The sequence below is a fragment of the Microbispora sp. NBC_01389 genome (assembly GCF_045040095.1).
Taxonomy (GTDB): domain Bacteria; phylum Actinomycetota; class Actinomycetes; order Streptosporangiales; family Streptosporangiaceae; genus Microbispora.
This window is the reverse complement of sequence record NZ_CP109552.1, coordinates 1,376,465-1,403,104: the sequence shown is the minus strand read 5'-3', so window position 1 is coordinate 1,403,104 and position 26,640 is coordinate 1,376,465. Positions and strand designations below refer to the sequence as shown.

29 protein-coding genes are annotated in these 26,640 nt (G+C 73.2%); 19 read left to right on the top strand and 10 right to left on the bottom strand.

Features of this window, described 5'->3' with window-relative positions:
• Position 1 precedes the first annotated feature (1 nt).
• The 3 genes from OG344_RS06165 (at position 2) to OG344_RS06155 (ending at position 3,161) form a co-directional block, all read left to right on the top strand.
• The gene (locus OG344_RS06165) at positions 2-1,279 is read left to right on the top strand and encodes an RNA-guided endonuclease TnpB family protein (RefSeq protein WP_405087359.1); all 1,278 of its coding nucleotides are present in this window, start codon (positions 2-4) and stop codon (positions 1,277-1,279) included.
• A gap of 113 nt (positions 1,280-1,392) precedes the next feature.
• Positions 1,393-2,283 carry a hypothetical protein gene (locus OG344_RS06160; RefSeq protein ID WP_405087358.1) on the top strand — a complete coding sequence of 297 codons (891 nt, stop codon included), beginning with the start codon at positions 1,393-1,395 and terminating at the stop codon, positions 2,281-2,283.
• A gap of 125 nt (positions 2,284-2,408) precedes the next feature.
• Positions 2,409-3,161 carry a hypothetical protein gene (locus OG344_RS06155; RefSeq protein WP_405087357.1) on the top strand — a complete coding sequence of 251 codons (753 nt, stop codon included), beginning with the start codon at positions 2,409-2,411 and terminating at the stop codon, positions 3,159-3,161.
• Positions 3,162-3,200: 39 nt separating this feature from the next.
• Here the strand turns inward: OG344_RS06155 and OG344_RS06150 are convergent, their stop codons facing one another.
• Positions 3,201-4,412 (bottom strand): HupE/UreJ family protein, encoded by a 1,212-nt coding sequence (locus tag OG344_RS06150; RefSeq protein ID WP_405087356.1) that lies wholly within the window; start codon positions 4,410-4,412, stop codon positions 3,201-3,203.
• 175 nt (positions 4,413-4,587) lie between these two features.
• Here OG344_RS06150 and OG344_RS06145 point away from each other — a divergent pair, with 175 nt between their 5' ends.
• Positions 4,588-4,965 (top strand): hypothetical protein, encoded by a 378-nt coding sequence (locus tag OG344_RS06145; RefSeq protein ID WP_405087355.1) that lies wholly within the window; start codon positions 4,588-4,590, stop codon positions 4,963-4,965.
• Between the two features lie 102 nt (positions 4,966-5,067).
• On the opposite strand, the gene OG344_RS06140 is transcribed toward OG344_RS06145, so the two are convergent.
• Positions 5,068-7,347, bottom strand: coding sequence for an ATP-binding protein (locus OG344_RS06140; protein WP_405087354.1), 2,280 nt, complete (start codon positions 7,345-7,347; stop codon positions 5,068-5,070).
• A 53-nt stretch (positions 7,348-7,400) separates the two neighbouring features.
• Complete coding sequence (locus OG344_RS06135; RefSeq protein ID WP_405087353.1) at positions 7,401-7,643, bottom strand: hypothetical protein; 243 nt, start codon at positions 7,641-7,643, stop codon at positions 7,401-7,403.
• Between OG344_RS06135 and OG344_RS06130 the strand changes: the two genes are divergently transcribed.
• Complete coding sequence (locus OG344_RS06130; protein WP_405087352.1) at positions 7,630-9,735, top strand: BTAD domain-containing putative transcriptional regulator; 2,106 nt, start codon at positions 7,630-7,632, stop codon at positions 9,733-9,735. The two genes, OG344_RS06135 and OG344_RS06130, sit on opposite strands and share 14 nt — an antisense overlap.
• Here OG344_RS06130 and OG344_RS06125 read toward each other — a convergent pair.
• Positions 9,732-10,307, bottom strand: a complete 576-nt coding sequence (locus OG344_RS06125; RefSeq protein ID WP_405087351.1) for a S26 family signal peptidase — start codon at positions 10,305-10,307, stop codon at positions 9,732-9,734. The two genes, OG344_RS06130 and OG344_RS06125, sit on opposite strands and share 4 nt — an antisense overlap.
• A gap of 306 nt (positions 10,308-10,613) precedes the next feature.
• Between OG344_RS06125 and OG344_RS06120 the strand changes: the two genes are divergently transcribed.
• From OG344_RS06120 to OG344_RS06105, 4 genes are all read left to right on the top strand, one after another.
• Positions 10,614-10,823, top strand: coding sequence for a hypothetical protein (locus OG344_RS06120; protein ID WP_405087350.1), 210 nt, complete (start codon positions 10,614-10,616; stop codon positions 10,821-10,823).
• Positions 10,824-10,840: 17 nt separating this feature from the next.
• The gene (locus tag OG344_RS06115) at positions 10,841-11,392 is read left to right on the top strand and encodes a MauE/DoxX family redox-associated membrane protein (protein ID WP_405087349.1); all 552 of its coding nucleotides are present in this window, start codon (positions 10,841-10,843) and stop codon (positions 11,390-11,392) included.
• A 68-nt stretch (positions 11,393-11,460) separates the two neighbouring features.
• Complete coding sequence (locus tag OG344_RS06110; protein ID WP_405087348.1) at positions 11,461-12,003, top strand: peroxiredoxin family protein; 543 nt, start codon at positions 11,461-11,463, stop codon at positions 12,001-12,003.
• Positions 12,004-12,013: 10 nt separating this feature from the next.
• On the top strand, positions 12,014-13,849 hold the full coding sequence (locus OG344_RS06105; protein WP_405087347.1) for an ABC transporter ATP-binding protein: 1,836 nt from the start codon (positions 12,014-12,016) through the stop codon (positions 13,847-13,849).
• A gap of 18 nt (positions 13,850-13,867) precedes the next feature.
• Here the strand turns inward: OG344_RS06105 and OG344_RS06100 are convergent, their stop codons facing one another.
• Entirely contained in the window at positions 13,868-14,206 is a 339-nt protein-coding gene (locus OG344_RS06100; protein WP_405087346.1) for a hypothetical protein, read from the bottom strand.
• A 13-nt stretch (positions 14,207-14,219) separates the two neighbouring features.
• Between OG344_RS06100 and OG344_RS06095 the strand changes: the two genes are divergently transcribed.
• Positions 14,220-14,429, top strand: coding sequence for a hypothetical protein (locus OG344_RS06095; RefSeq protein ID WP_405087345.1), 210 nt, complete (start codon positions 14,220-14,222; stop codon positions 14,427-14,429).
• Positions 14,430-14,811: 382 nt separating this feature from the next.
• On the top strand, positions 14,812-15,588 hold the full coding sequence (locus OG344_RS06090) for a class I SAM-dependent methyltransferase (RefSeq protein WP_405087344.1): 777 nt from the start codon (positions 14,812-14,814) through the stop codon (positions 15,586-15,588).
• Between the two features lie 65 nt (positions 15,589-15,653).
• On the opposite strand, the gene OG344_RS06085 is transcribed toward OG344_RS06090, so the two are convergent.
• Entirely contained in the window at positions 15,654-16,952 is a 1,299-nt protein-coding gene (locus tag OG344_RS06085) for an MFS transporter (protein ID WP_405087343.1), read from the bottom strand.
• 134 nt (positions 16,953-17,086) lie between these two features.
• Positions 17,087-18,487 carry a dihydrolipoyl dehydrogenase gene (gene lpdA / locus OG344_RS06080; RefSeq protein WP_405087342.1) on the bottom strand — a complete coding sequence of 467 codons (1,401 nt, stop codon included), beginning with the start codon at positions 18,485-18,487 and terminating at the stop codon, positions 17,087-17,089.
• A gap of 108 nt (positions 18,488-18,595) precedes the next feature.
• Here lpdA and OG344_RS06075 point away from each other — a divergent pair, with 108 nt between their 5' ends.
• Positions 18,596-18,997 carry an SRPBCC family protein gene (locus OG344_RS06075; RefSeq protein WP_405087341.1) on the top strand — a complete coding sequence of 134 codons (402 nt, stop codon included), beginning with the start codon at positions 18,596-18,598 and terminating at the stop codon, positions 18,995-18,997.
• A gap of 48 nt (positions 18,998-19,045) precedes the next feature.
• Here the strand turns inward: OG344_RS06075 and OG344_RS06070 are convergent, their stop codons facing one another.
• Positions 19,046-19,312, bottom strand: coding sequence for a hypothetical protein (locus tag OG344_RS06070; protein ID WP_405087340.1), 267 nt, complete (start codon positions 19,310-19,312; stop codon positions 19,046-19,048).
• A 4-nt stretch (positions 19,313-19,316) separates the two neighbouring features.
• Positions 19,317-20,243, bottom strand: coding sequence for a TIGR03620 family F420-dependent LLM class oxidoreductase (locus OG344_RS06065; RefSeq protein WP_327048267.1), 927 nt, complete (start codon positions 20,241-20,243; stop codon positions 19,317-19,319).
• A gap of 374 nt (positions 20,244-20,617) precedes the next feature.
• Between OG344_RS06065 and OG344_RS06060 the strand changes: the two genes are divergently transcribed.
• From OG344_RS06060 to OG344_RS06030, 7 genes are all read left to right on the top strand, one after another.
• The gene (locus tag OG344_RS06060; protein ID WP_405087339.1) at positions 20,618-21,190 is read left to right on the top strand and encodes a hypothetical protein; all 573 of its coding nucleotides are present in this window, start codon (positions 20,618-20,620) and stop codon (positions 21,188-21,190) included.
• Between the two features lie 211 nt (positions 21,191-21,401).
• Positions 21,402-21,875, top strand: coding sequence for a GAF domain-containing protein (locus OG344_RS06055; protein ID WP_405087338.1), 474 nt, complete (start codon positions 21,402-21,404; stop codon positions 21,873-21,875).
• A gap of 65 nt (positions 21,876-21,940) precedes the next feature.
• Positions 21,941-22,669, top strand: a complete 729-nt coding sequence (locus OG344_RS06050) for an ANTAR domain-containing protein (protein WP_405087337.1) — start codon at positions 21,941-21,943, stop codon at positions 22,667-22,669.
• Positions 22,641-23,006 (top strand): STAS domain-containing protein, encoded by a 366-nt coding sequence (locus tag OG344_RS06045; RefSeq protein ID WP_405087336.1) that lies wholly within the window; start codon positions 22,641-22,643, stop codon positions 23,004-23,006. The genes OG344_RS06050 and OG344_RS06045 overlap by 29 nt, the downstream gene beginning before the upstream one ends.
• 60 nt (positions 23,007-23,066) lie before the next feature.
• Complete coding sequence (locus tag OG344_RS06040; protein ID WP_405087335.1) at positions 23,067-24,119, top strand: quinone-dependent dihydroorotate dehydrogenase; 1,053 nt, start codon at positions 23,067-23,069, stop codon at positions 24,117-24,119.
• Between the two features lie 28 nt (positions 24,120-24,147).
• Positions 24,148-24,345, top strand: a complete 198-nt coding sequence (locus OG344_RS06035) for a cation transporter (protein WP_327048261.1) — start codon at positions 24,148-24,150, stop codon at positions 24,343-24,345.
• 121 nt (positions 24,346-24,466) lie between these two features.
• Positions 24,467-24,937 (top strand): hypothetical protein, encoded by a 471-nt coding sequence (locus tag OG344_RS06030; protein ID WP_405087334.1) that lies wholly within the window; start codon positions 24,467-24,469, stop codon positions 24,935-24,937.
• A 54-nt stretch (positions 24,938-24,991) separates the two neighbouring features.
• On the opposite strand, the gene OG344_RS06025 is transcribed toward OG344_RS06030, so the two are convergent.
• Entirely contained in the window at positions 24,992-26,629 is a 1,638-nt protein-coding gene (locus OG344_RS06025) for a beta-N-acetylhexosaminidase (protein ID WP_405087333.1), read from the bottom strand.
• Positions 26,630-26,640 lie beyond the last annotated feature (11 nt).

The following is a 26,640-nucleotide window of genomic DNA, read 5'->3' as shown; positions in this document are numbered from 1 at the left end:
GGTGCGGCTCCGGTACAACTACCGCCTCCACCCGACGCCGGGTCAGCGTCAAGCGCTGGCCCGGGCGTTCGGGTGCGCGCGGGTGGTGTTCAACGACGGGCTGCGCGCACGGATCGACGCCCACGACGCCGGGCTGTCGTACATCGGCGACGGCGAGTTGTCCAAGCGGGTCATCACCGAGGCGAAGAAGAACCCGGAACGCTCCTGGCTGGGCGAGGTCTCAGCCGTGGTCCTGCAGCAGGCGCTGGCGGACCTGAACATCGCGTACCGGAACTTCTTCAACTCGATCACCGGTAGACGCAAGGGGCCGAAAGTGGCCCCGCCCCGGTTCCGGTCCCGCAAAGACAACCGGCAGGCGATCCGCTTCACCCGCAACGCCCGCTTCGCCATCACGGCAGGCCGGAAGCTGCGCCTACCGAAGATCGGAGACGTTGCGGTGCGCTGGTCACGGGACCTGCCCGCCGAACCGTCCTCGGTCACGGTGGTCAAGGACGCGGCCGGGCGGTACTTCGCCTCGTTTGTCATCGACGTCGCCGAACAGCCCCTGCCACCCGTCGAGCCCGAGACCGGGATCGACCTCGGGCTGGGGCACTTCGCCGTGTTGTCCAACGGGCGGAAGATCGACGCCCCGCGTTTCCTGCGCCGGGCCGAGAAGAAACTCCGCACGCTCCAGCGGGCGCTGTCCCGCAAGCAGAAGGGGTCGAGCAACCGGGCCAAAGCCCGGTCGGCGGTGGCCCGCCGGCATGCGAAGGTCGCCGATGCGCGCCGCGAGCTTCACCACCAGGAATCCACAAAGATCATTCGTGAGAATCAAACGGTGATCGTGGAAGACCTGGCCGTGAAGGGACTGGCGCGCACGAGGCTGGCCAAGAGCGTGCACGACGCGGGCTGGTCGGCGCCGGTGATCCAGCCGCTGTACGACGAGCTGTTCCGGCGGATCGAGGAGGCGGGTCTGACCGTCACCGGCCCGACGGTCGCCTACTACGAGCAGGTCCCCGAGGGGGTGCGGGTGCACGCGGGAGCCCCGGTGAACGCGGAGCCGGGCGGCGCCTACGACTTCGACATCGTGGACCTGCCCGCGATCGAGCAGGCGGCCACCGTCATCCACCACGGCACCATGGAACAGGCGGACGCCACGACCCAGCGGCTCGCCCAATGGATCGAGGAGAACGGCTACCGCAGTTCCGGCTTCGCCCGGGAGGTTTATCTCACGTACGGCCACGGCGATCCGGCCACCTGGGTGACGGAAATGCAGGAGGTCATTTCCCGGGACGTGTAGCGGCGGGTCCGTCGAGGAGCGAATTCCGCCGGCGCCGGTGTTTCATTCCGAAATCAACGGCTGATCGCCAGAAGTTCGGCGGAAAAAGCGTTTCATTACCTACGATTTGCTGTGTGATCGTGTTCATAACCGTCGCCCTCGTCATGCTGCTGAGCTGCACCGTGGTGCCGGTCTGCGGCTCGATCTGGTTCGCGACGCGTGCGGCCCGATCGGGTCGCAGACGCGGCCTTCATGTGCTCAGGGGACTGGTCGTGGCGGCGGGCGGCGTCGTGGTGCTGGCGCTCGTCGCCTGGAACACGCGCATCGACGAGCACTATGACGACTTCGGTTCGCTGATGACCACGCTCGCGGGCATCGCCGGGGGAGCGCTGCTGGTCGTCGGGATCGGGCCTTGCACCCCGTGGCTGCTGGGCGTCCTTGGCCGGCGGGCCGTACGCCTGCCTCCGGTGTTCCGGACGGCGGCCCGCCGCATGGCTGGCCGGCCCGCCGCCGTGGCCGCCACGGTCGCGGCGACCGCCCTTGCAGCGACCGTGATGATCATCCAGTCCGCCGTGGACGCGCAGGGCAGGGCGACCTATGAGCCCGAAGCCCGGATGGGTACGCCCGTCGAGCGGGGATACGAGTCCGGAACCGGGTGGAGGGTGGTGATCGCGGCGGCGGTCCTCGTCGCCTTCGCCTGCGCTCTGGCCATGATCCGTACGGTGCGCCCGGCGCGCGTCCTCGACCGCGTGAGCGGCGGCCTGCGGATGCTCCTCACCTGCCGGGCCGCCTTCGGGGCGGCCTGTGGCACGGTGATCGGCACGGCCGTCGGCTGCGTCATCGGCCTGCTTCTGGCATGGCCCATGACCGCCCCGATCGACTGGGAGCCGCCCCCTCGGGCGCCGTTCGAGACTCCGTGGGCGCTGCTCGCCGCTCTCGCCTTCGGGCTTCCCGTGCTCGCGGCGGCGGTCACGGTCCTCGCCCCGCTCGTCCTCAGGGTCGCCGGGCGGGATCGCGGCCGGTGACCCGCGTCGCGCTCCCGCCCGGCGGCGGCCGGCAGGCGGACATTCTCCGCGGCGAGTCACGACCCGCGCGGCGACCGGCGGCCGGTGCTGGTGAACCCATCGGAGGGGACGTACGTTTCTGGGGCATGAGATTGCGAACGATCCTGCTCGTGGCGGTGTTGTCGCTGGCAGCGGCATGTGGAGAAGCGACGTCGGCCACAACGGCGGCCCCCGCCGAGGACGCGCCGGCCACGCCGGTCGCCCTGTGGGGCGCCGAAGGCGGGTTCGTGACCCCGACCGTGAACGTGCTGCGTCCGCCCCGGGTGGTGCTGTACGCCGACGGCCTGGTGATCGCGGACGCGAGCAGGCAACTGAAGCTCACCGACGCCGAGACCGGCGAGACGGTCACGGCGATAGAGAGGTATCTGACCGGGCAGCCGCCGACCGCGCGGCCCAGCCCCGGGGCGCCGTCGGTGGCGGACGTGCCGACCACCGTCCTCGCCGTACGGGGGAAGGACGGGAAGATGCTGGAGGTCCGGGCCGAGGCCCTGGAACAGGTCGCGGAGTTCTATCCCAAGGAACTGCTGGACGCGAAGAAGCTGATGGAGGGCCTGGCGGCCCGCGCCGACACGGAGGGCACCCCCTACACCGGCCCGCGCGTACGGATGGTCGCCGAAGGGGTCGTCTCGGCGGAGGGCGAGCCGGCGCCGTGGCCCGCGAAGGTCCCCGAGCCCGACGGCCCGGCCGACCCGGTCTGGCGGAAGGACCTGGACGGCGAGGCGGCGAGCGCGGTCGTCAAGGCCGTGCCCGCCGGGCCGGACCACGCCCGGCCTACCTTCACGACCGCTTCGGGGAAGGTGTTCGTGCTCTCCTGGCGATACCTGCTGCCCGACGAGTGATCCGCTGCCCGGCGGCGGGAACGGCACCGTGCTGCGATCTCAGATCCCGAGCACGCGTTGCACGAACCACACCAGGCCCATCGCGGAGACCCCTGCCGTGATCACCCCGGTCGTCCACAGCCCCGCGACCGGCCGGCGGTGACGCAGCAGGGCGAGCAGCGGGAAGACGGCGACGATGATCGCCAGCTGGACGGCCTCGATGCCCACGTTGAAGACGAGCAGAGACCACAGCAGCGTCCACGACCAGGCCTGGTCGATCCCCAGCGCCGCGGCGAAGCCGAGCCCGTGCACGAGGCCGAAGCAGAAGACCACCGCGAGCCGGGTCCGGCCCGCCCGGTCGAGGCCGAGGCGACCGTGACCGGCCGTCTCCAGATCCGTGGCGTGCGATCGGCGCCGCCAGACGCGCCACAGGTGCCAGCCCGCGACGACCGCGATCGACAGGGCGATGACGGGCTCGACGAACGACGCGGGCAGTCGTACGAGGCCGAGGGCCGCGAGGACGAAGGTCACCGAGTGGGCCAGCGTGAAGGTCGTCGCCGCGAGCACGATCTCGCGCAGGCGGCGTGATCCCGCGATGAGCGCCAGCAGGAAGAGGATGTGGTCGGCTCCGCCGAGCAGGTGCTCGGCTCCGAGCCGGAAGAACTGCCAGAATCGCTCGGCCCATGACTGTTCCGTGGAGAACGATCGATGCCGGGCGTCGAGAGCCGTGCTTCCGGACTTCAGGTCGAGGTCGTAGGTGACGATCGTTTTGCTGTCGCGCACGTACCCCTCGGAGCCTGGGAACAGCCCGCTGTGCACCTCGTGCGCCTCAGCGGACCGCGGGCACCGGTAGTCGAGGACCAGCCGCGCGTACGGGACGCCCTCGCGTTGCCCGATCGCGAAGCCGCCGTCCCGCGTCGGGGCGCACGCCGCGCCTCCGGCCGCGACGCGGAAGCGCTCGGTCACGTACGCGACGACCGAGCCGGCGTGCGCGTCGAGCGCGGCGGCCTGCTCCGCCGTGTCGCCGGCCTCGAACGCGGCGGTCCCCGCCCGGAAGAGCGGGTCGTCCTTCCCGGCGTCGGCGGCGGAGACGACGAGCAGGTCGTACTCCAGCTGGAGCTCGGTGCGGACATGTCCGGTCTGAGGCGAGGCGAGGTGGACGTAGACCGTCGAGGTGAACCCGTGGGCGAGGGCGGGCAGGGCACTGAACAGGACGGCCACGGCTACGGCGGCGATGACGGAACAGACGCGACGCCGCGCGGCGGGGGGCATATTACTCCTTTTCGGGCTTGGCCTACGAAATCTGCTCGATTCGGATGAACCTCTGATATCTCGCGAATGAACCGATGGCGAACCAAGACCGGCGAAGGGCGTATAGGGGCGGAAATGGCGCAGGCGATGAGATGGGAAGTAGGCGCACTTTCCGCCGCCCCGAAGGACGATCCCCATGTGCTCTCGGCTTCTGCCCGCCGGCTCGCTGGCCGTGGCAGTCGCGACCGCCCTGCTGGCAGGTGGATGCGGCTCCGGCGACGACTGGTCCCGGCCGCACGCGAAGCCCACCGCCGTCGGCCACCCCGGCCCGGGGTTCCTCCCGGCCACCTCGCTCGCGCCGGAGGCGACGATCACGCCCCGGCCCGGCTCGTGGAACGCAGTCCGGCCGTCGGACGGCTACCGCGTGGTGCTGCTCATCGTGGGGGAGGGCCACCAGACCCGGACGCTGGTGAACGCGGTGACGGAGTGGGCCGAGGGGGAGCACGTCAGCCTGAAAACCATCACGGCGACGAAGCCGGCCGGCGTGCCGTCCGGGCCGGTGTCGCCGCCGTGATCAGCGGCCTCACCGGCAACGTGATCTGGCTGGACTAGCCGGAGCGCGCGATCCCCCGGCCGGCGGCGATCGGGGTGATCGACGCGATGGGGGGCGAGGCGCCTAGGGCCGGTCCGGCGTCTGGAGCTTGCGGCGCAGGTCGGCGGCGTGGGGGTGGCCGAGACCACGGAGGATCTCGTACGCCTCCCGCCAGTGCTCGCGGGCCGTCTCCGGGTCGCCGACGGCCTCGCTCGCGTCGCCGAGGTGTCCGAGCAGCTGGGCCCGCAGGGCGGGGTTGTCCGTCACGCCGGCCAGTCGCAGGCCACGCCGGAAGTGCGGGATCGCGCTCATCGGGTCGCCGAGCCGCTGGTGGAGCAGGCCCAGCGTGTCGAGGGTGACCAGCTCGTTCGGCCGGTCGCCGGCCCGTTGCTGCAGCTCCAGCGCCTGGAGGTGGTACGGCAGGGCCTCCTGGAGGGAGCCGAGCTCCGACAGGTACCAGCCCACGGCGAGGGCGGCCTTGCCCGCCCAGTAGGGGTCGTCGATCTCGGTGAAGAGCGACAATGACCGCCCGGCCTGGTCGAGCGCACGCTCGCCGTCGCCCTGCAGCCAGTAGACGTAGGACAGCACGAAGCGGTTCTCCGCCTCGCCCGCCCGGTCTCCGGCGGCGAGGCTCAGCCGGAGCGCCTCCCGCATGTGGGCGTGCGCCTCCTCGAACCGGTCGAGCCTGCCGTGGACGGCGCTCAGGAAGCGGTGCGCGTGCGCCGCCGCCGGCCGGTCGGTCATGGCGGTCGCGGCGCGCAGCGCGACCGCCCACGCCGCCCCCTCGTCGTGCCAGCGCCGCTCGTCGTTCAGGAACGTGTCCAGCGCCCAGCTCAGCTGCCAGGCGTGCCGGTGCATCCCCTCCTCCTCGGCCTGCCGCAGCGCGGCCAGCAGCACCGCGTACTCGGTCTTCAGCCACTGCACGGCGGCCGTGAGGTCGAGCACGGGCTTCGGCTCGGCGCCGTCCACGGGCGTGCCGAGAGCCATCGGGATGGGCGCGCGCACCGGGTTCAGCACGAGTTCGGCGTGATAGGCGGTGTGCGTGTAATGGTCGAGCAGCCGGGTCAGCGCCGCCTGCCGCCCGGCCTCGGACTCCTCGGCCCGGACGAGCTCGGCGGCGTACGCGTGCAGCAGGTCGTGCATCCGGTAGCGGCCGGGCGCGTGTTCCACGACCATGCTGGCGTCGGTGAGCTCGGCCAGCGTACGCCGGACCTCGGGCAGCGCCCGGCCGGCCAGCGCGGCGGCGGCCGCGAGCGCGATGTCGGCGCCCGCGACGAGCCCGAGCAGCCGGAACAGTCGCGCCGCGTCCCCGCTGAGCGCGTCGTAGGACCAGGAGAAGACGACGTCGATCTCCAGCGCGGCGATCCGTCCACGGGGATTGCGCAGCTCCCTGGCGATCGCCTCGGGCGGGAACCCGGTCAGCTGCGCCCGCGCGCCGACCAGGGCCAGCGCCAGCGGGAGCCGTCCGCACGCGGCCGCGATCGCGGCCACCGCGTCGCCGCCCTCCCCACCCGGGGCGAGCCGGCGGCCGAGTAGTTCGGCCGCCTCCATGAGGTCCGGGACGTCGAGTGCCAGCGCCGTGGCGCCGGTCTCCGCCACCAGGCCGGTGAGCCGCCGGCGGCTGGTGACGATCGTACGGGCGGCGGGGCCGGCCGGCAGCAGGGGCAGGACCTGCTCGGCGTCGCGGGCGTTGTCGAGCACGACGAGCAGGGCGCGCCCGGCCGAGTGGCTGCGGTAAAGCGCCACCTGTGCCGTGAGGCCGGACGGAACGCGGTCGAGCGGCACCCCGAGCGCGTCGAGGAACCCGCGGATCACCTCCGCCGGCTCCATCGCGTCGTGGCGGGAGAAGCCACGCAGGTCCACGTACAGCCGGCCGTCCGGGAAGCGCGGCGCGGCCAGATGAGACCAGCGGACGGCGAGGGAGGTCTTGCCCACCCCGGCGGGGCCGGAGACGGCGACCACCGCGGACGTGGCCGTGTCGAGCACGCGCAGCGCCTCGGCCCGGCCCGTGAAGCCGTCGACGTCGGAGGGCAGCTGCTCGGGCACCGGCCGCCGTCCGGCCTCGCGCTGCTCGGCCCCGGATTGTCGCCTGCCGGGCTGCGCTGCGGCTGACTCTCCGGCATCCGGCTGCGCGGTGTCCGGCTGTGCGGTGTCCGGCTGTGCGGCGAGCTGGAAGGCGGCCCGGTCCTCGGGAGACAGGTTCAGGGCGTCGGCGAGCATCCGGACGGTGCCGGCGCGGGGCGCCGGGACCCGGCCCGACTCGATCTCCCGGATCTGCCGCTCGCTGACGCCGGACAGCGCCGCCAGCTCCTCCTGTGTGCGCATCGCCCGGATGCGCAGGCCACGCAGCATGCCGCCGAACATCGGCTCCCTTCCGCCGGCCCACGGTGTTCGATCACGTTCGCGCGGACCGCAGCCTAACCGCCGGTCAACCGCCGGTCGAGCGCCTGCCGTCGGGGCCGCCGCCGCTGGTTGGCTGGAGGGGCCTCACCGATCCTGGCAGGACGGAGACGCTCCGGGTCGGCGCTCGCGACGGGGGCAGCGCCGACCTCCACCGGACGGCGGAGCCGCCGGGGCTTCCGGGACCCGGCCGGGGCGGGCGGCAGGAGGGACGGGAGGAACGCGCCGGAGGCTTCGCCGATCGCGATGACCGATGTCACGGGGGTGATGGTGTTCGAGTTCGACGTTCTCGGGCCGCTGCGGATGAGCCGGGACGGAGTGCCCGTCAGGCTGGGCGCGGCGATGTCGCGCCGCCTGCTCGCGACCCTGCTGTGTACGCCGGGCCGGCCGGTTGCGGTGCCGGCGCTGGTCGAGGCCCTCTGGGGCGATGATCCGCCGCGCAGCGCGCACAAGACGCTGCAGATCTACGTGCTGCGGCTCAGGCGGGCGATGGGTGATCGCGACCGCGTCGTCCACGGCCCCGGTGGTTACGCCGCCGCCGTCTCGCCGCCGGAAGTCGACGCGCTGCGGTTCCGCGAGCTGACGGCGGCCGGACGGGCCGCCGGGAGGAACGCGGACCCGGCGAAGGCGGGCGCGTTGTTCCGCCGGGCCCTCGGCCTGTGGCGGGGGCCCGCCTTCGCCGACGCCGGAGACGGGGCGCTCGTGGCCGACGAGGCCCGGCGGCTGGAGGAGGAGCGGCTGCTGACCTGCGAGGAACTGGCCGTGGCCGACCTGGCGTGCGGCCGCCACGCGGAACTGGTCACCGGCCTGACCGAGATGGCCGAGCTGCATCCGTTCCGGGAACGGCTGCACGCCTGCCTCATGCTGGCCCTCTGCCGCGCCGGGCGTCAGGCCGAGGCCTTACGGGTCTACCAGCGGGTGCGCGCCATGCTCGGCGAGGAACTCGGCGTGGAACCCGGCCACACGCTGCGGCGGGTTCACGAGGCGGTCCTGCGGGGCGACATCGGTGCCGACGGCGGCGATCACCGTGACGACTACCGGGGCGATCGGCGTGGTGACAAGGGTGGCGCGCCCGGCTCGGTGGCCGGCCTGCTCCTCGGGCCCGAGGAACAGGCGTACGGGGAAAGCGCGGCGCTCGCGTACGCCCGCCGTACGGACGTGGCGGACCAGGGCGGTGAGGAGGACGCCGGGCCCGTGGTGGCCGCGCCGTGCCAACTGCCACCGGACATCGGCGATCTCACCGGGCGTCACGAGCCGGCCAAGTCGCTGCGGCTGTGGCTCACCGGTGCGGGAGACCCGCCCGCGACGCCGGTCGTGGCGCTGTACGGAAGGGCGGGCGCCGGCAAGACGACGCTCGCGATCCACGTCGCCCACAGCCTGGGGGAGACGTTCGCCGACGGCCGGCTCCACGTCGACCTGCACGGGACCCGCCCGCGGCCGGCCGACCCGGCCGAGGCGCTGGCGCATCTTCTCACCGCTCTCGGCGTGGCCGCGCGGTCGGTGCCGGACGGGCTGGAGGAGCGCGGGCGGCTGTTCCGCGCGGTCCTGGCCGACCGCCGGGTGCTGGTGGTGCTGGACGACGCCGCGAGCGAGGAGCAGGTCAGGCCGCTCCTGCCGGGCGGCCCGGGCTGCGCCGTTCTGGTCACGAGCAGGCGCAGGCCGGCCGGGCTGAGCGCCCGCGCCGTACGCGTCGACGCGCTCGACCCGGCCTCGGCGGCGACGCTGCTCGGGCGGATCGCCGGGCCGGAGCGGATCGCGGCCGAGCCCGGCGTCGCGGCCGAGATCGTCCGCCTCTGCGGTCACCTGCCCCTGGCGGTACGGATCGCCGGGGAACGGCTCGCGCAGCGCGAGCACTGGAGTCCCGAACACCTGGCCGACCGCCTGCGGGATGAGCGACGGCGCCTGGACGAGCTCGTCGCCGGCGACCTGTCGGTGCGCGCGAGACTCGACGCCGACTACCGCACACTCGACGCGACCACCAGGCGGGCGCTGCGGATGATCGGCCTGCTCGACGTCCCCGACTTCGCGGCGTGGGTGCTCGCGGCGGCCCTCGGCGTCCCGGTGCGCGAAGCCGAGGCGTACGCCGACCTGCTCGTCGACGCCCAGTTGCTGAGCTGCGCGGGCGACGACGCCGACGGCCGGTTCCGCTACCGCTTCCACGACTTCGTCCGGGCCTACGCCCGGGAACGCGCCGAACTGGAGGAGACCGAAAGCGAACGGGAGAAGGCGGTCACCCGTGTCCTCGGCGCGCTGCTCGCCACTGCCGGGAAGGCGGAACGCGGCCTGCCGGCTGCGCGGCACCGGGCGGCGCGTACCGGCTGCGGCGCTCGTCACGGACCGGGTCCCGTCTAACGGGACAGGCCGCGGACCACCACGCCCAGCACCTCGTCCGTCCGCAGGTAACCCCAGCGCCGGGAGTCCATGCTGGCGGGGTCGTCGCCGAGGACCACCAGCCGACCGGCCGGGACGAGGTCTCCCGGCGCGGCACGCACGCCCGCCATCACCTGGTCGGGCACCCTGTCGCCCGGCACCGCGGCGATCCGTTTGATCAGCCACGACGTCCCGCCCAGCCGCGCCACCTCCGCCGCCCCGCCGTACGGTGAGCGCGCGCCGCCGGACGAGCCGGGATTCGTGCCGTCGGGGGAGCTCACGCCGTCGGGGGAGCTCGATCCGTCGGGCAGACCGGAGCCCGTGCCGTCGCGGGAGCCGTGCCGGAAAATCACCACCTGGCCGCGTCGCAGGGCCGCGCCGCCGCCGCGCCGGACGAGCACCCGGTCTCCCGGCCGGTACGTCGGGACCATGCTCGTCCCGGACACCCGGACGACGACGAAGCGACGCCGGACGAACAATCCGGCCACGACTCCGGCCGCCAGCAGCCCGGCGACCGCCGCCGACGCCGGCGTTGGAGTAACGAGATATCGCATGTCCACCCTCCCGGCCCCGTCAGTCGGCCCAGACCCCGTCAGTCGGTCGCGGCCTCGGCCCGGCGGCATCCCGCTCGGCCCGGCCCGATCCGGCCCGGCCGACCCCGCACGCCTGGCTCCCGTACGCCTGGCTCCCGTACGGCGCCGACTCTGCCCAGAGCCGGTTGCGCGCCGGCTGCGCGCCGGTTTCCCCGTGCCTGCGCCCGCGCTCCGGCCGGCCGCAACCACGGCGCAGGTCGCGCCGCGCATCCTCACAGGGCGGGCGGCCCAACCACGCCCGCGAACCCCCTCCGAAGGGAGCACCACATGATCCGGACGCTGAACCGCCTGGGAGACCGGATGCTCGAACGGCTCCTCCCCGCCGCCGAGGCGAAGGCGGACCGGTGCGTCGAATACTGGCCGACGGGAGGCTGCAACCGCTACAAGGACTGCTACCCCAACCCCACCGGCTTCCTGTGCATCACGTACTTCCGCAGCAGCTGCGGCGGCGCCTGGCAGAACATCGGGTACTGCTGAGGCCGGCTGACACATCCGTGGTCCACGCCGTCATGGTCTACGCCGTGCTGACCATCCGGCTCGTGCTGGCGGAGGTCTTCCTGGTCTCCGTCCTCACGAAGCTGCGGACGCGGCGGGCTTTCGGTGAGTTCACCACGGCGGTACGGCGACTCGGCGGCCTTCCCACGCCTCTCGCCGCGCCGGCCGCCGTGGTCGTCGTCACCGCCGAGGCCGGGACCGTCGTCCTGCTGGCGGCGCCCGGCCTCGACGGCGACGCCACCGCGGGCCTCCTCCTCGCGGGGGCCCTGCTCCTCGGCTTTGCCGTCGTCCTGGCGAGAGCCCTGCGGCGGGGCGCGGCCGGGCCCTGCCGATGCTTCGGCGGGCCGGACGGGCCGATCGGTCTCCGCGACGTGGCACGCAACGGCGTGCTCGTCGCGTGCGCACTTGCCGGAGCCGTCATGACGTCCGCCGGGTCCGCCGGGTCCGGCGCGGCCGTCGCGCCGGCCGCCGCCGCGCTGTGCCTGCTCGGCGCATCGGTCGCCGTCGGCGCCGTCGTGCTCCTCGACGACCTGCTCGACCTCCTCCGCTGACCACCGAGCAACACCGAACGATCGCCGAACGACCACCGAAGCCCTCTCCGCTGTCGAAGGGAACGCCCATGGCCGTCCTGGTCGCCGCCGTCATCGTGCTCGGCGGGCTCGTCCTGGTGAACCTGCTCCTCACCGCGGCGATCATCCGGAAACTCCGGAAGATCACCAAGGAGCTCCCCGCCGGGAGGGCGCGGGAGGGCTTCGGGCTCCCGGTGGGCGCCGAGGTTCCGGCCTTCTCCGCGCTCACGGTCGCGGACACGAAGGTCACCACCGACGACCTCGCGGGCGGGCACACCCTCGTCGGGTTCTTCAGCACCGACTGCCGGCACTGCCTGCCCAAGGCGCCCGGCTTCGCCGCGACCGCCCGCGACGCCGCGGCCGACGGCGTACGCACCCTGGCGGTGGTCGTCACGGGAGAGGAGGAGCCCGCCGGTCTGCTCGCCGCGCTCACCGGCGACGTGACCGTCGTCGTGGAGAACGAGGGCGGCGGGCTGGCGGACGCGTTCGCGGTCGCGGGTTACCCGTCGTTCTTCCTGGTCGGCCCGGACGCGACCATCGCCGCAAGCGGCCATGAGCCCGAGCCGCTGCTCTCCGCGCCGTCCCCGACCTGACATGGCCGATGTGAGGGCACGGCTCGGGCCGCTGCGGCCCACTCTGGCGCTCGTCTGGCGCGCCGGGCCCGGGCTCGCCCTGACCCAGCTCGCCATGGCGGCCCTGGGCGGCGCCGCTCCCGTCGCGATCACGTGGCTCACCAAGCTCCTGATCGACCGCCTGACCACCGGGACGGGCCCGGCGACGGCCCCGCTGGCCGCCGCCATGGCCGTGCTCGGAGCGCTGACCGCGCTGCTGCCCCACCTGTCCGGGTACGTCCAGCAGGAACAGCGGCGGCGCATCGCCTGGCGGACCAGCGACGAACTGTTCACCGCCGTGTGCCGCATGCAGGGCCTCAGCAGACTGGAGAACCCGGGGTTCCACGACCGGCTCCAGATGGCCCAGCAGTCCGCGCAGACCGCACCGCAGCTCATCACCGAGTCGGCGCTCGGCGTGCTGCGCGGCGGTGTCACCATCGCCGGTCTCCTCGGCGCGCTCGCCACGCTGAGCCCGCCTCTCGCCGCCGTCGTGGCCGCGGCGGCCGTACCCGAACTGGTCATGCAGCTGCGGCTCAGCCGCCGCCGCGCGCACCTGCGCTGGGAGGTGGCCCCCGCCGAGCGCCGCCGGATGTTCTACCAGGCGCTGCTACTCGACCATCAGGCCGCCAAGGAGATCCGGCTGTTCGGGATCGGCGGTTTCCTGCGCGGACGCATGCTGACCGAACTGGACGCCCAGCAGCGGGCCGAACGCCGGGTGGACCTCGCGGCCGTCCGTTACAACGGAGCGCTCACCGCCCTCAGCACGGTCATCGCGGGCGCGGCGCTGATCGTGCTGGTCTCCCGCATCGCGGCGGGTCACGCCGGCATCGGCGACCTGGCCGTGCTCACCGCCGCCCTGGCGGGCACCCAGTCGTCGCTCTCCGGCATGGTGATCCAGCTGGCCCACCTGAACGAGGCGCTCGTCCTGGCCGGTCACTACACCCATGTCGTCACCAGCGGGCCCGACCTGCCGGAACCCGCCACCGGTGGCGCCGTCGCGCCGCTGCGGCGCGGCATCGAGCTCCGCGACGTGTGGTTCCGGTACGACCCCGGCCATCCGTATGTGCTCCGCGGCCTTGACCTGACCATCCCGTACGGGCGGAGTGTGGCCCTGGTCGGCCTGAACGGCGCGGGCAAGAGCACCCTCGTCAAGCTGCTGTGCCGCCTGTACGACCCCGAGCGCGGCAGCGTCCGCTGGGACGGCGCGGACCTGCGCGACCTGCGGATCGACGACCTGCGCCGCCGGATCGGGGCCGTGTTCCAGGACTACATGGCCTACGACCTCACCGCGGCGGAGAACGTCGCCGTCGGCGACGTCGGCTCCCTCGACCGGCCCGAACGCCTCCACGAGGCGGCCCGCAGGGCGGGCATCCACGACAAGCTCGCCGGCCTTCCCCGCGGCTACGACACCATCCTGTCCCGGTTCTTCGCCGCCGACCCGGACGAGGACCCCGGCCAGGGCGTGCTCCTGTCCGGCGGGCAGTGGCAGCGGGTCGCCCTCGCCCGCGCCCTCCTCCGCGCGGACACCGCCGACCTGCTCATCCTCGACGAGCCCAGCTCCGGGCTCGACCCCGAGGCCGAGCACGCCGTCCACCGGCGGCTGCGCGACCTTCGCGCCGGCCGTACGAGCCTGCTCATCTCGCACCGCCTCAACACCGTGCGCGGCGCGGACCACATCGTCGTCCTCGCCGACGGCCGGGTGGCCGAACAGGGGACCCACGACGAACTGATGGCGCTCGGCGGAGAGTACGCCCGCCTGTTCACCCGCCAGGCGGCCGACTTCCAGCTTCCCCGGCCCACCGTCCTCGGCGCACCGGCCGACACGTGACGGGACACGGGCGCCGCGTCACCTCGCCCGCCCGGCCAGGAACTCCTCCCAGGTCCGCACGCCCACGTCGGCGCCGTCCAGGGGCAGGTTCGCGCCGGCCCGGAACGCGCGGGCGGCCCGGCCGGGAGCCGGCATCGACGTGACGAGCCGCCGCTTGCCCACCGCCTTCAGGTAGTCGCGGGCGAGATCCTCCATCGGATACACCCGCGGCCCGGCGAGGTCGGGCACCAGACCGGCCGGCGCGCCGAGGGCCAGCGCGGCGAGCCGGGCCGCCACCTCGCCCGCGTCGACCGGCTGGAACCGTACGCTGCGGTCCGACGGCGGCGTCGCGCGGGCCCGCCACAGCACCGTCGTCACCGGGGCACGGGCCGTGGCGGAGCAGGCGGTCACCTTCGGCTCGCTCTCGCCGTACGCGCGGCCGGCCCTGGTCAACGGAGCCGCCGGAGTCGTCGTCGTGGCGAACGGCCGGCCGCTGTCCGTCATGGCCTTCACCGTCACCGACGGGAGGATCGCCGCCATCGACGTGCTCACCGACCCCGACCGCCTGGCGAGGCTTGACCTCACCGTCCTCGGCGGCTGAGCGCCGCCACCGCTCGCAGCGGCGCTTGAGGCTCTCCGCCTCGGTGCGGACGTGGGACGCGGCACCGCCCTCCTCGTCGCGAAGAACGAGGAGGGCGGGCTTCACGCGGTTTTCGCCATCACAACACCGGGCGGCTTCGCTGGCGATGAGCCGCGGGGTCGCGCCCGGCGAGGCGGGCGCTTGTGAGAAAGCCTCTCACGACGGAATACAACCCTCAGCGGCATCGAGGGCAAGAATTCGCCGCAATCGTCCAAAACGGCACGTCGTCATTCGGGATGCGCCGGGAATTCCGGCGTGGCGGCGACATTCTTCCGGGCAAAATTTCCTTGATGCCGTACGTGAATCCGAATGACCTCGCCGGCCGCGCGCCTACCGTTGGGGCATGCAGCGACAGCCATACGTGAAAAGGCCGCGGTCACGGCTCAGCTACCAGGTGGCCTACGCTCTGCGTCACCCCGGAAAGGTCTGGCCGCATCTGCGGCGGATGACCCGCGACACGCGGCTGCGGCTGACGACCGCCGACCACGTCTCCTACTACCGGGAGGTGATGCGCGCCGACATCGCGGGGATGGACGCGGACGCCGCGATCGGCAGCCACGGCAGGGAGAGCTGGCTGCGGATCGGCAGGCTGCAGTTCGACTACCTGGTCCGGCACGGCCTCACGCCGCGCGACCGCGTGCTCGACATCGGCTGCGGAAACCTGCGGCTGGGATGGCGGCTGATCGACCACCTGGAGCCGGGCCACTATCACGGCATCGACATTTCCCCGGAGATCCTGGTGGCCGCCACGGACACGGTCGCGCAGCGCGGGCTGCAGTCGCGGCTGCCGCACCTGACCCTCGTGAACGACCTCACCTTCGGCTTCCTCCCCGACGCGCACTTCACCGTGGTCCACGCGCACAGCGTCTTCTCCCACAGCCCGATCGAGGTCATCGACGAGTGCCTGCGGCACGTCGGGCGTGTGCTGCACCCCGACGGCTTCTTCGACTTCACCTTCGACCGTACGGAGAAGGCCGAGCACCACGTGCTGCGCGAGGACTTCTACTACCGCACCGAGACGCTGGTGCGGCTCGCCGAGCGGTACGGCCTGAAGGCCAGGTTCATGGACGACTGGGAGCGGTCCCGGCACCGGCAGTCCAAGCTGCGCGTCACCCACTGAGCCGTCCCCACTGAGCTGAGCTGTCCTCACTGAGCCGAGCCGTCCCGCTGGGCCGTCCCGTACGTTCAGCCCCGCTCGGCGGCGGGTGCGGCGTCCCGCGGGCGGGGCGCCCCGGGCCCGCCCTCGCCGCGCGCCCGCAGGGCGGCCGCCGCGACGGCCGCGGCCGGCACCAGGATGACCGCCGCCGCGACGTTGACCGCCTGGAATCCGCCGGTGGCGAGGAGCGGACCCGCCAGTGCGGCCGCCACGGCCCCCGCGTAGCTCATGCCGGCGTCGGTGGCGCCCTGCAATGGAATCCGCAACCGGTCCGGTGCGGTGTTCGCCAGCAGGACCGACGCGGAGAGCATCGACGCGGACCAGCCCAGGCCCAGCACGGTGAGCGCGATCGCGGTGAGCGCGCTGCCGGCCTGCAGGGCGGCGGCGGAGAAACCGAGGACCACGGACGCCGCGAGCATCGCCATCCCGGCGAGGGCGACCCGGACCGGGCCGTACCGGTCGGCCAGCCAGCCGAAGAGCGGGCTCAGCGCGTACATCCCGAGCACGTGCAGGGAGATCACCACGCCCACCAGCCGCAGCGACATGCCCTGGTGCTGCATGTGCAGCGGAGTCATGACCATCACCATCACCATCACCGCGTGCGCCACCGCGATCAGCACCACGCCGAGCCGGGCCACCGGATGCCGCAGAGCCCAGCCCAGCGCGGCGCGCGCCCCGCCCGGATCACCCGCTGCGGCCCCGACGCCGTCGCCGGCCCCGGCCCGACCGGCCGGGACGGGCGCGCGGGCCGCGCGCGGCAGGAACAGCACGGCCACGGCCGCCAGCGCGAAGGACAGGACCGCGAACAGGTACGGCCCGGTCAGCGCGGGCAGGCCCAGCAGGCGGCCGGTGCGCTCGCCCGGCTCGCTCAGGTTGGGTCCGGCCACCGAGCCGATGGTGGTCGCCCACATCACCAGTGACATCAGCCGCGCCCGGGTCGCGGCGGGCACGCCGTCCGCCGCGGCGTACCTGGTCTGCAGGTTCACCGCCTGGGCGACGCCGAAGAGGGCGAGCCCGGCCAGCAGGACGACGACCTGCGCGACCACCGCCGCGGTGATGATCAGTACGGCGCCGGTCGTTGCCAGCGCGTACCCCACCGCGAGTGAGCGGCGCCGGCCGTACCGGGCGGCCAGGCCGGCCAGCGGGACCGCCGCGACCGCCGAGCCGAGCACGCTCGCGGCCTGACCGAGCCCCGCGAACGAGGTGCCGCCCAGCCGTTCGACCAGCAGCCCGCCGACCGCGAACCCGCCTGCCACACCGATGCCGCCGAGCAGGTTGCCGGTGACGAGGAGCCCGATCCTGCGCGTCTGGAACCTCGCCCCGCCCATCGGCGGCCCCCTTCTCCCGGCACTCGTCCACCATCCGGCGGACCGGCACTGATCGTACGCACCCAGACCGACACAACCCGGGCGCGAGCGGTGGCTCTCGTTCCTGCCCCGGGGCCGCGGGCGGTGCGAGGTCCTCACATGTTGATCATGTGGCCGGCCAGGCCGTGGATCGCCTCCTTCACCGCCTCGCCGAGGGTGGGATGGGCGTGGACGTTGCGCGCCACCTCGTGCACGGTGAGGTCCCACTGCTGGGCCAGCGTCAGCTCCGGCAGCAACTCGGTGACCTCCGGGCCGATGAGGTGGGCGCCGAGGATCTCGCCGTACTTCGCGTCGCTGAGCACCTTGACGAACCCGTTCGGGTCGCCGAGGCCGTGTGCCTTGCCGTTCGCCGTGAACGGGAACTTGACCACCTTCACGTCGAAGCCCTGCTCGCGCGCCTGCGCCTCGGTGTGGCCGAAGCTCGCGATCTGCGGCTGGCAGTAGGTCGCGCGGGGGATCATCACGTAGTTGAGCTCCATGGTCTCCGCGCCGGCGATCGTCTCGGCGGCCACGATCCCCATCGACTCGGCGGCGTGCGCGAGCATGAGCTTGGCCGTGACGTCGCCGATGGCGAAGATGTGCGGGGCGCTGGTGCGGCACCTGCCGTCCACGGCGATCGCGCCGCGCTCGGTCAGCCGTACGCCCGTGTTCTCCAGGCCGTATCCCTCGACGCGCGGCTGGAAGCCGATGGCCTGCAGCACCTTGTCGGTCTCCAGCACGGACGTCTCGCCGTTCCGGGAGACCGTGACCCGCACCTTCGCGCCGGTGTCGTCGATCGACTCGACCCGGGTGGAGGTCAGCACGTCGATGCCGAGCCGCCGGTAGCGCCGCGCGAGCTCGGCGGACACCTCCTGGTCCTCCAGCGGGACCATCCGGTCGAGGAACTCGACGATCGTCACCTTGACGCCGTAGTTGTGCAGCACGTACGCGAACTCGACGCCGATCGCCCCGGCGCCCGCGATGACGACACTCTCCGGCAGCGTCTCGCTGAGGATCTGCTCCTCGTACGTCACCACGCGCTCGGACAGGGACGTGCCGGGCAGCAGGCGGGTCGTCGCCCCGGCCGCGACGATGCAGTGGTCGAACGTCACCGTACGCACCGAGCCGTCCGCGCCGCGGACCTCCATGGCGTTCGGGCCGGTGAAGGCGCCCCGGCCGTCGTACTCGGTGATGCCGTTCTTCTTCATCAGGTAGTGGACGCCCTTGACGCGGCCGTCCGCGACCTGGCGGCTGCGCCGGAACGCGGCGCCGTAGTCGAGGGAGATCCGGCCGTCCACCTGGATGCCGAACGTCTTGGTCTCGTTCGTGAGGATGTGCGCGAGCTCGGCGTTGCGCAGCAGCGCCTTGGAAGGGATGCACCCGACGTTGAGGCAGACTCCACCCCAGTAACGCTCCTCGACGACCGCCGTACTCAGCCCGAGCTGGGCCGCGCGGACCGCCGCCGTGTACCCGCCGGGCCCCGCGCCGAGGACCACCACATCGTAATGATCGGTCATGGACGGGACCCTACGCCGCCGCCTTCTCCCGCGTTCCCCGGGGCCGGATGGAAGGGGCCGCCCGGGGTAGAGGCCGGGTACGCGCCAGACAGGGAGGAATGACCGACCATGAGCGAATTCGAGCGTTCCCGCAGGATGCCTGCCCCGGCCGACCAGGTCTTCCGGCAGGCGAGCGACGTCGGCAGTCTTGATCTGTGGATGCCGCGCGAACTGCACGTGCGCGAGGAGGAGCCGCCCGCGGTCACCGTCCACGAGGACCAGACGGGGGAGGACGAACGCGCACTGCTGCGGGCCGAGCAGGACCAGCTGCGCATGGAGTGGGGCACCCGGGACGTCGACCGGTACGCCGGCTGGCTGCAGGTGGCCGGCATCGACGACGACAGCAGCGACGTCACGGTCCACCTGTCCTTCTTCGACGAAGGGCACACACCGCCCGCCGAGGCGGTCGAGCGGGCCCTCGACGAGAGTCTCGAACGCCTCGCCGACCAGGTGCGCCGCCAGGCCGCCTGACCCCCTGCCCGGCATGCCCAACGTGCCCGACTGCCCGGCCTGTTCGGGCTACTCGGCCTCCCAGCCGGGGCCCGGGCCGTCCGCGTCCCCCGGGTGGCCCGGATGGCCCGGGTGGCCCAGGCCGGCGGACGGGGTGGGCGGCAGGGGCGGGGTGAACGCGGATGCCCGGGCGCCGGCCAGGCCGAGGACCTGGCGTATCCACGCCTCCAGGCACGTCGGGTCCGGCGGTGCCAGAGGGTCCTGCCCGCTCTGCCCGCTCTGCCCGTTCTGCCCGCCATGCTCTCCGCGCCCCCGCCCGGGAGTCGCCGCGGTCACGCCGTCATCCCAGGAGGGCGGGGGCCAGCAGCCGCAGGTGCTCGACCTGGGCGCCGGCCGAGCCCGCCAGCGGCTGGACGCACACGTGGTCCGCCCCCGCATCGTGGTGGGCGCGGACACGCTCGGCGATCGCCTCCGGCTCGCCCCAGGCCACGATCGCGTCGATGAGCCGGTCGCTTCCCCCGCCGTCGACGTCGGTGTCGGAGAAGCCCAGCTCGCGGAGATTGTTCACGTAGTTGGGCAGGGAGAGGTAGAAGGCGGCGTACTCGCGGGCGATCTCCCGGGCGCGGCCGGCGTCGGTCTCGACCACCACGGCCTGCTCCGGGACGAGAACCGGGTCCGGGCCGAGGATCTCGCGCGCCTTCGCGGTGTGCTCGGGCGGCACGAAGTACGTGTGCGCCCCCTGGGCGTGCTGCGCCGCCAGTTCGAGCATCCGGCGGCGCAGCGCCGCCAGCACCCGGGGCGGCCTCTCCGCCAGCGGCACGCCGAACGACGCCTGGTCCATCCCGTCGAGGTAGTCCCGCATGTACTCGAGCGGCGCGGAGTATTCGTGGCCGCGAGGGGCGACCAGCGGCTTGTGGCTCACACCGAGGCCGAGCACGAATCGGTACCCCCACGCCTCGGCCAAGGTCGCGGCGCCGTTGGCCGCGGCCACCGCGTCCCGGCCGTAGATGTTCGCGATGCCCGTCGCCACGTGCAGCCGCTCGGCGGCCGACAGCAGGAGCGCCGCGTTCGTGAACGCCTCCCGCCCGTCCGGGGACTCGCCCACCCAGAGCGCCGGGTATCCGAGCCGCTCGATCTCCGCCGCGGCCGTTCTGGCCTCGTCCGCGGTCGCCGTTCTCGACAGCGAGAACAGCCACACCCCCGTACGGCCGAGGCGGCGCCTCAGGTCGGACGGTTCGACGGTGGGCGGTCGCGTGCGCTCGGCCATCCGGATGCTCCTTGTCTGTCGCGAGATCAGGCGAAGGGGGGGGCGGTTCGCCGTGGGACGCCGCACCCCCGTGGCCGGACGGCTGCGCTGACGGGCGTCTCAGCCTCAGCATCGCATCGCACGCGCCGGTGACCTCGGCACCTCCCCGCGATCGGTTCGCGTGTCGGGGCGCACTGCCGCGCCCGTACGGCTTACTCCGATTTCTGGCGGTTCATCCGCATTGGTCGCTGATTCGCCCCGAACGGGCGGGAGATCGGTGCGGCGGAACCCACGGAACGGCAAAGGCCTGTCCCCGATCTTGGCGTCCGACGGCGGGGGCACCGGCGCCGCGTGTGTCCTTGGAGCCGACTCGCCCACTTCCGAGGAGGCCCAACATGAGGAAACTGCTGTATACCGGCGCGGTCGCGCTCAGCCTGCTGGCCGCCGGATGCGGCGGTGCCGGCGACAACGAGGCGAACCGGGTCGCCAACGACCAGGCCAACGAGACGACCACGGCGGAGCCCTCCGAGTATCCCTCGGGGACGGTCGCGCCGAGCACCGGAGTCCCGGCGACACCGACCTCTCCCGTCCAGGCGACCCCGACCGGTCCCGCGCGCCTCGACGCGGCGTCCACCTCGCTCGGCACCGTGCTGGCCGGCGTGGACGGCCGGACGGTCTACCTGTTCACCAAGGACAAGGGCGGCGTCTCCGCCTGCACCCAGGCCTGCGCCGCGGCCTGGCCGCCGGTGCTCACCGCGGGCACGCCCCAGGCCGGCTCGGGAGTGCGCGCGGACCTGCTGGGCACGATCAGACGGCCGGAGGGCTACACCCAGGTGACCTACAACAAGCACCCGCTGTACTACTACGCCAAGGACCGGAAGGCCGGGGACGTGACCGGCCAGAACGTCCGCGACTTCGGCGGCGAGTGGCACGCCGTCACCCCCGAGGGGAAGAAGGCCAAGCACTGACGCCCGGGTCGTCCCGGCCCGCCATCCGCCCTCCCGTACGGCTCCCGCCGGGCCGTACGGGAGGGCGGTTTTTCGTGTCCGTCCCGACCGCCGGAGCGGCCTGTCGGCCAACCCTGAGGATCACCTGGATTCCACTGCTCACAGCCCACTAGGCTTAGGGGCAATCCGCCCTGTGTCCGCGGCCGCTTGATCATTTGAGAGTGGGCTCGCGATGGCATCGGACGCGTCGTCGGTGTTGGAGAACGTCCTCACCGGCATGGCAGGCCTGTTCGGCGTGGACGGCGCCGCGTTGATGCTCCTCGACGCACAGGACCGCCTCCGCGCGATCGGTGCGACCGACGACGCCGGGGTCCTGCTGGAGTCCGCCCAGGAGCACGTGGGCGACGGCCCGGCCATCGCGAGCGCCGCGAGCGGCGGTCTCGTCGCGATCCAGGATCTGCACGCCGATCGCCCCCTGGGGTTCCCGCACGTGGCCGTCCACGCACTCCCGGTCCGGGCCGTCCTCTCCGTACCGCTCATCGAGGGCGGGGAGCTCATCGGCGTCCTGGACTTCTACGCCCGGGCGGGGCACATCTGGGAGCACACAGAGGTGGAAGCCGGATCCCGCCTCGGTGAGCTGATGGTCATCGTTCTGCAGGTCCTGGCAGAGAGCAGGACTGATCGCGCCCCTTCAGGGCAGTTGTGATGGCCGAATCGCCACCTCCCCCACGGCCACGACGGTGCGAGGTGAGGTTCACGAGAGGATACGGAATGACCCATATCGATCCTGAGGCTCTTGTCGCCAGCCTACGACGTCTGCAGAAGGACAGGTCGGCGACCGGGATCGTGCACCACCTTGAGCGAATCGTCCAAGTGGTCGATCGGCTTTTCGGGTACTCCGGCGCCGGCCTGATGTTCGCCGAGGAGGATCGCACCCTGCGTTACCTCTTCGCGACGGACGAGCGCGGCCGCAGCCTCGAACGGGCCCAGGCGGTGACGGGCCAGGGCCCGTGCGTGGCGGCGTACGTGGGGGACACCGCGGTGACGACGGTCGACGTGCGGGCCGACCAGAGGTGGCCGGCCCTGCGTGATCTGTTGCACCCCGAGGTGCGCGGTGTGGCGGGGGTGCCGATCCGGCTCGGTGGTGTGCCCGTGGGCACCCTGAACGTCTACCAGGACGCGCCGCACGAGTGGCAGGAGAACGACACCCAGGCCCTCCACGCGTACGCGCACGTGATCGAGCAGGTCCTGGTGGCGTCCATGGAGGCGGACGAGAAGGCGGTGCTCGCCGACCAGCTCCAGTACGCCCTGGACTACCGGGTGGTGATCGAGCGGGCCATCGGTTATCTCATGGGCAAGCACGACCTGACGGCGTCACAGGCGTTCACGGGACTGCGCAAGCAGGCCAGGGACAACAGGCGGAAGGTATCCGAGCTCGCGGCGGAGCTGCTGGGCGAGCAGGGCCCGAGGAATGTTGCGAATCCGGACCACGTCGTCTGAGGCGGGCCTCGGGCTCATCCTGAGCGGCGACCTCGACGTGTCGGGGGCGCCGGAGTTCCGCGCGTGCCTGGGCCAGGTGATCGGGACCCACCGGCCCGGGCACGTCGAGGTCGACCTGTCCGGGGTCGGCTTCCTGGACTGCGCGGGCGCCCGGAGCCTGGTGTGGGCCGACGAGCGCGTGCGGAGCTGGGGCGGCAGCGTGACCTTCCGTCACCCCGGCAGAAGTCCGCTGCGCCTGCTGCGGCTGCTGGGCTTCGACGCCGCGCTGTCCATCCGGGTGGCGAGGCGCGTGCCGCTCGTCCAGCCCACCGCCCAGGGCCGCCCGCGGCTCAACTGACCCGCCGGAACCGGGAGGCGCGGGCCGGACGCACGGCGTCCGGACGATAGTCTGGCCGTGATGTATCGACTCGTGTTCACGCAGGTCCTGAGCCGCCTCGACGCCGAGGCCGCCCACCATCTCACGATCAGGCTGCTGCGCCTGCTCGGGATGTTCCCGCCCCTCACGCGGCTGCTGCACCGGCTGCTCGCGCCGCGGGCGGAGTCGCTGCGCGTCCAGGCGTTCGGCGTCCACTTCCCCTCCCCGTTCGGGCTCGCCGCCGGGTTCGACAAGGACGCCCGCTGCGTCGAGCCGCTCTCGGCGATCGGCTTCGGGCACGTCGAGGTCGGCACGATCACCGCGCACGCCCAGCCGGGCAACCCGCGCCCGCGGCTGTTCCGGCTGCCCGAGAGCCGCGCGGTCATCAACCGGATGGGCTTCAACAACGCGGGAGCGGCGGCCGCCGCCACCCGGCTGCGCCGGGTGCGCCATCTCCCGGCGGTGGTCGGGGTGAACATCGGCAAGACCAAGGTGGTGCCCGAGTCGGAGGCCGTGCGGGACTACGTCGACAGCGCCCGCAGGCTGGCGTCGCTCGCCGACTACCTGGTCGTCAACGTCAGCTCGCCCAACACCCCGGGCCTGCGCGACCTCCAGGCGGTGGACCGCCTGAGGCCGCTGCTCTCCGCGGTGAAGGAGGCGGCCGGGCGCACCCCGCTGCTCGTGAAGATCGCGCCGGACCTGGCCGACGAGGACGTGGACGCGGTGGCCGAGCTCGCCGCCGACCTCGGCCTCGCCGGAATCATCGCGACCAACACCACGATCAGCCGTACGGGTGTCTCCAGCACCGAGACCGGGGGGCTGTCGGGGCGCCCGCTCAAGACCCGTTCGCTCGAAGTGCTGCGCCGCCTGCACCAGAAGGCCGGAGACCGGCTCACGCTCGTCTCCGTCGGCGGCGTGGAGGACGTCGACGATGTGTGGGAACGGCTGCTCGCCGGGGCCACCCTCGTCCAGGGATACACCGGCCTGATCTACGAGGGCCCGCTGTGGCCGTCCCGGATCAACCGGCGACTCGCCCGCCGGCTGCGGCGGCACGGATACCGCTCGGTCCGCGACGTGATCGGCCGCACCGCCTGAACCCCGTTTTCCCGGATCTGGAGACCGTATGAGCGTGAAGACCTACACCGTCGAAGGCATGACCTGCGGCCACTGCGTCAGCTCGGTGAAGGAGGAGGTCGGGGAGATCCCCGGCGTCACCGGCGTCGAGGTCGATCTCGGCAGCGGCCGCCTGGAGGTCTCCGGCGACGTCACCGACGACGCCGTACGCCAGGCCGTGAAGGAGGCCGGTTACACCCTGGTGTGACTCGGCCGGTCTTCCTGGGCGGAAGGGCCGAACGCGATCTTTTCCGGGGAAAAGTGCGAGATCATGCATGGGCGACGTCTCGCAGCCCGCCCCGACGAGAACTGGTAAGCGTGACACCCCCATGAGCGCCATCTACGACCAGGCCGACGGCGAGAGGATCGCCGTGGCCGACAGCGGTGATCTCGTGAGCATCGTCAACCGCTCCGGGAGGATCGTCGTCGCCAAGAAGGACGTGCGGAGGCTCGCGGAGCGGATCCTCGCCGCGGCGGGCCGGATGGCCGTCGTCCTGTTCCCGCCCGCGCTGCGGAAGGACACCCTCTCGGTCGCCGCACGGTCCGGCGGCTGGACGGTCCGCGTCTCGCCGAAGAACGGCGCCCGCATTCTCGCCGAGATCGACCCTCAGGGGCTCGGGCCGGACGACGCCTACGAGTTCGCCGCCGCCCTCGCGGTGGCCGCCCACCACATCGGCGACGCCGCCCACGCCGACCTGAGCCTGACCAGCAGGATCCGGGAGGTCATCGAGGCCCACAGGGACCTCGACACCGAGAAGATCGCCGCCGCCATCGTGGCCGAGGTCCTCGACGGCACCTGACCCCCCGAAATGCGCCGCCGGCGCCGAGGGGACCGGGGGCGTAGGCCGGGGGAGTCACATGCTGGGGCGGGTGGAGTCGGCGGAGAGGCTCAGCTCGTGCAGGTGGCGCATGACCTCCTGGACGGTGACGACGCCTGGGCGGTGCCGCCGCCGGCCGCCGCCGCGCTGCCAGGGCCGGGGCCCCGAGAGTGGGCGATACTCGACGCCGATCGCGTCCAGCCGCCCGAGGTGCCCGCCGAGACGGTGTGCGAAGTCCTCGGACGCGGCCGGGCCGCCGGTCCACGCGACCTCCGCGGCGGCGCAGCCCCGGGGCCAGGCGCGGTAGTCGAGGGTGCGGCCGTCCGGGATGTGCTCGCTCCACAGCTGGAACTGCGTTCCGATCACCCGAGCCCGCGCCTCCGGCGGCCACGACGCGGGCGCCGGTTCGAACGCCGCCACGTCGGCCACGGTGATCGCGTCGCCCAGGCCGGTCGGCTCCTCCGCTGAGGCGGCCTCGGCGTAGTCGAAGTACATCGGGAAGACGGGCGTCGCCACCACGTCGTGCCCCGCCGCGGCGGCCCGCCGGGCGACGTGCTCGCCGCGCCACGGCATCACGATCGTGTCCGGCCTGAGCCCGCCGCTGACGAACGCCTCGTCCCACACCACCGCACGGCTGCCGCGCTCGGCCAGCGCGTCGGCGAGCCGCCGCAGGAACCACGCGTGCAGGTCGCCCGCGCTCTCCAGCCCCAGCGACGCGCCGTACGCCGAGATCTCGGCCGAGGCGGCCCAGTCGTCCAGCACGCACTCGTCCCCGCCGATGTGGAAGTACGGCGCCTCGCCCAGGGCGCCGGCGATCTCGCCGAAGACGGTGAGCAGGAAGTCGACGGTCGCCGGAAGCGGGGAGAGGATCGCCGGCGAGATGCCCCACCGGTCGAGCACCCGATAGCGCTCGCCCGGCCGCGACGCGAGCGCGGGATAGGCGGCCAGCACGGCCGAGGCGTGTCCCGGCACGTCGATCTCCGGCACGACGACGACCGCCCGCGCGCGGGCGTAGGCCGCGATCTCCGCCAGGTCGGCGAGCGTGTAGTGACCGCCGTGCGGGACGTCGTCGAAGGCGAGGTCCTCCCCGTGGTGACTGACGACCGTGCGGGGACGGTGCGCGCCCACCTCGTGCAGCAGCGGGAACGCCCGGCTCTCCACCCGCCAGCCCTGGTCGTCGGCCAGGTGCAGATGGAGGCGGTTCAGCTTGTGCGACGCCATCAGGTCGATCATCCGGAGCACCTCCCGCTTGGGCAGGAAGCTGCGGGCCACGTCGAGGTGCGTGCCGCGCCAGGCGAAGGCGGGCGCGTCCGCCACCCGGCCGCAGGGGATGGTCCAGCTCGTCCCGGGCGGGAGCGCCGACCGGAACGCCTCGTCCGGCAGCGCCTGCCGCAGCGTCTGCGCCGCGTAGAAGGCGCCCGCCCGGTCCCCGGCCGCGATGCGCACGCCGTCCCCGGCGATCGTGAGCACGTACGCCTCCGGCCCGAGCCGGGGGTCCTCCTCCACCCGCAGGGCCGCCGTGGCGGCCTCGCCGGGCCGCGGATCGAGCACGCCGAGCGCGAGCCGTACGGCGTCGCGGAGGTCGGCCGGCCCCGACACGACGGCCCCGGCGGCGATCTCGGCCGATCCGGCGCCCGTCTCGATCAACCGAGGCAGGGGAAGCAGGTGGTCCATGCCGGTCTCCC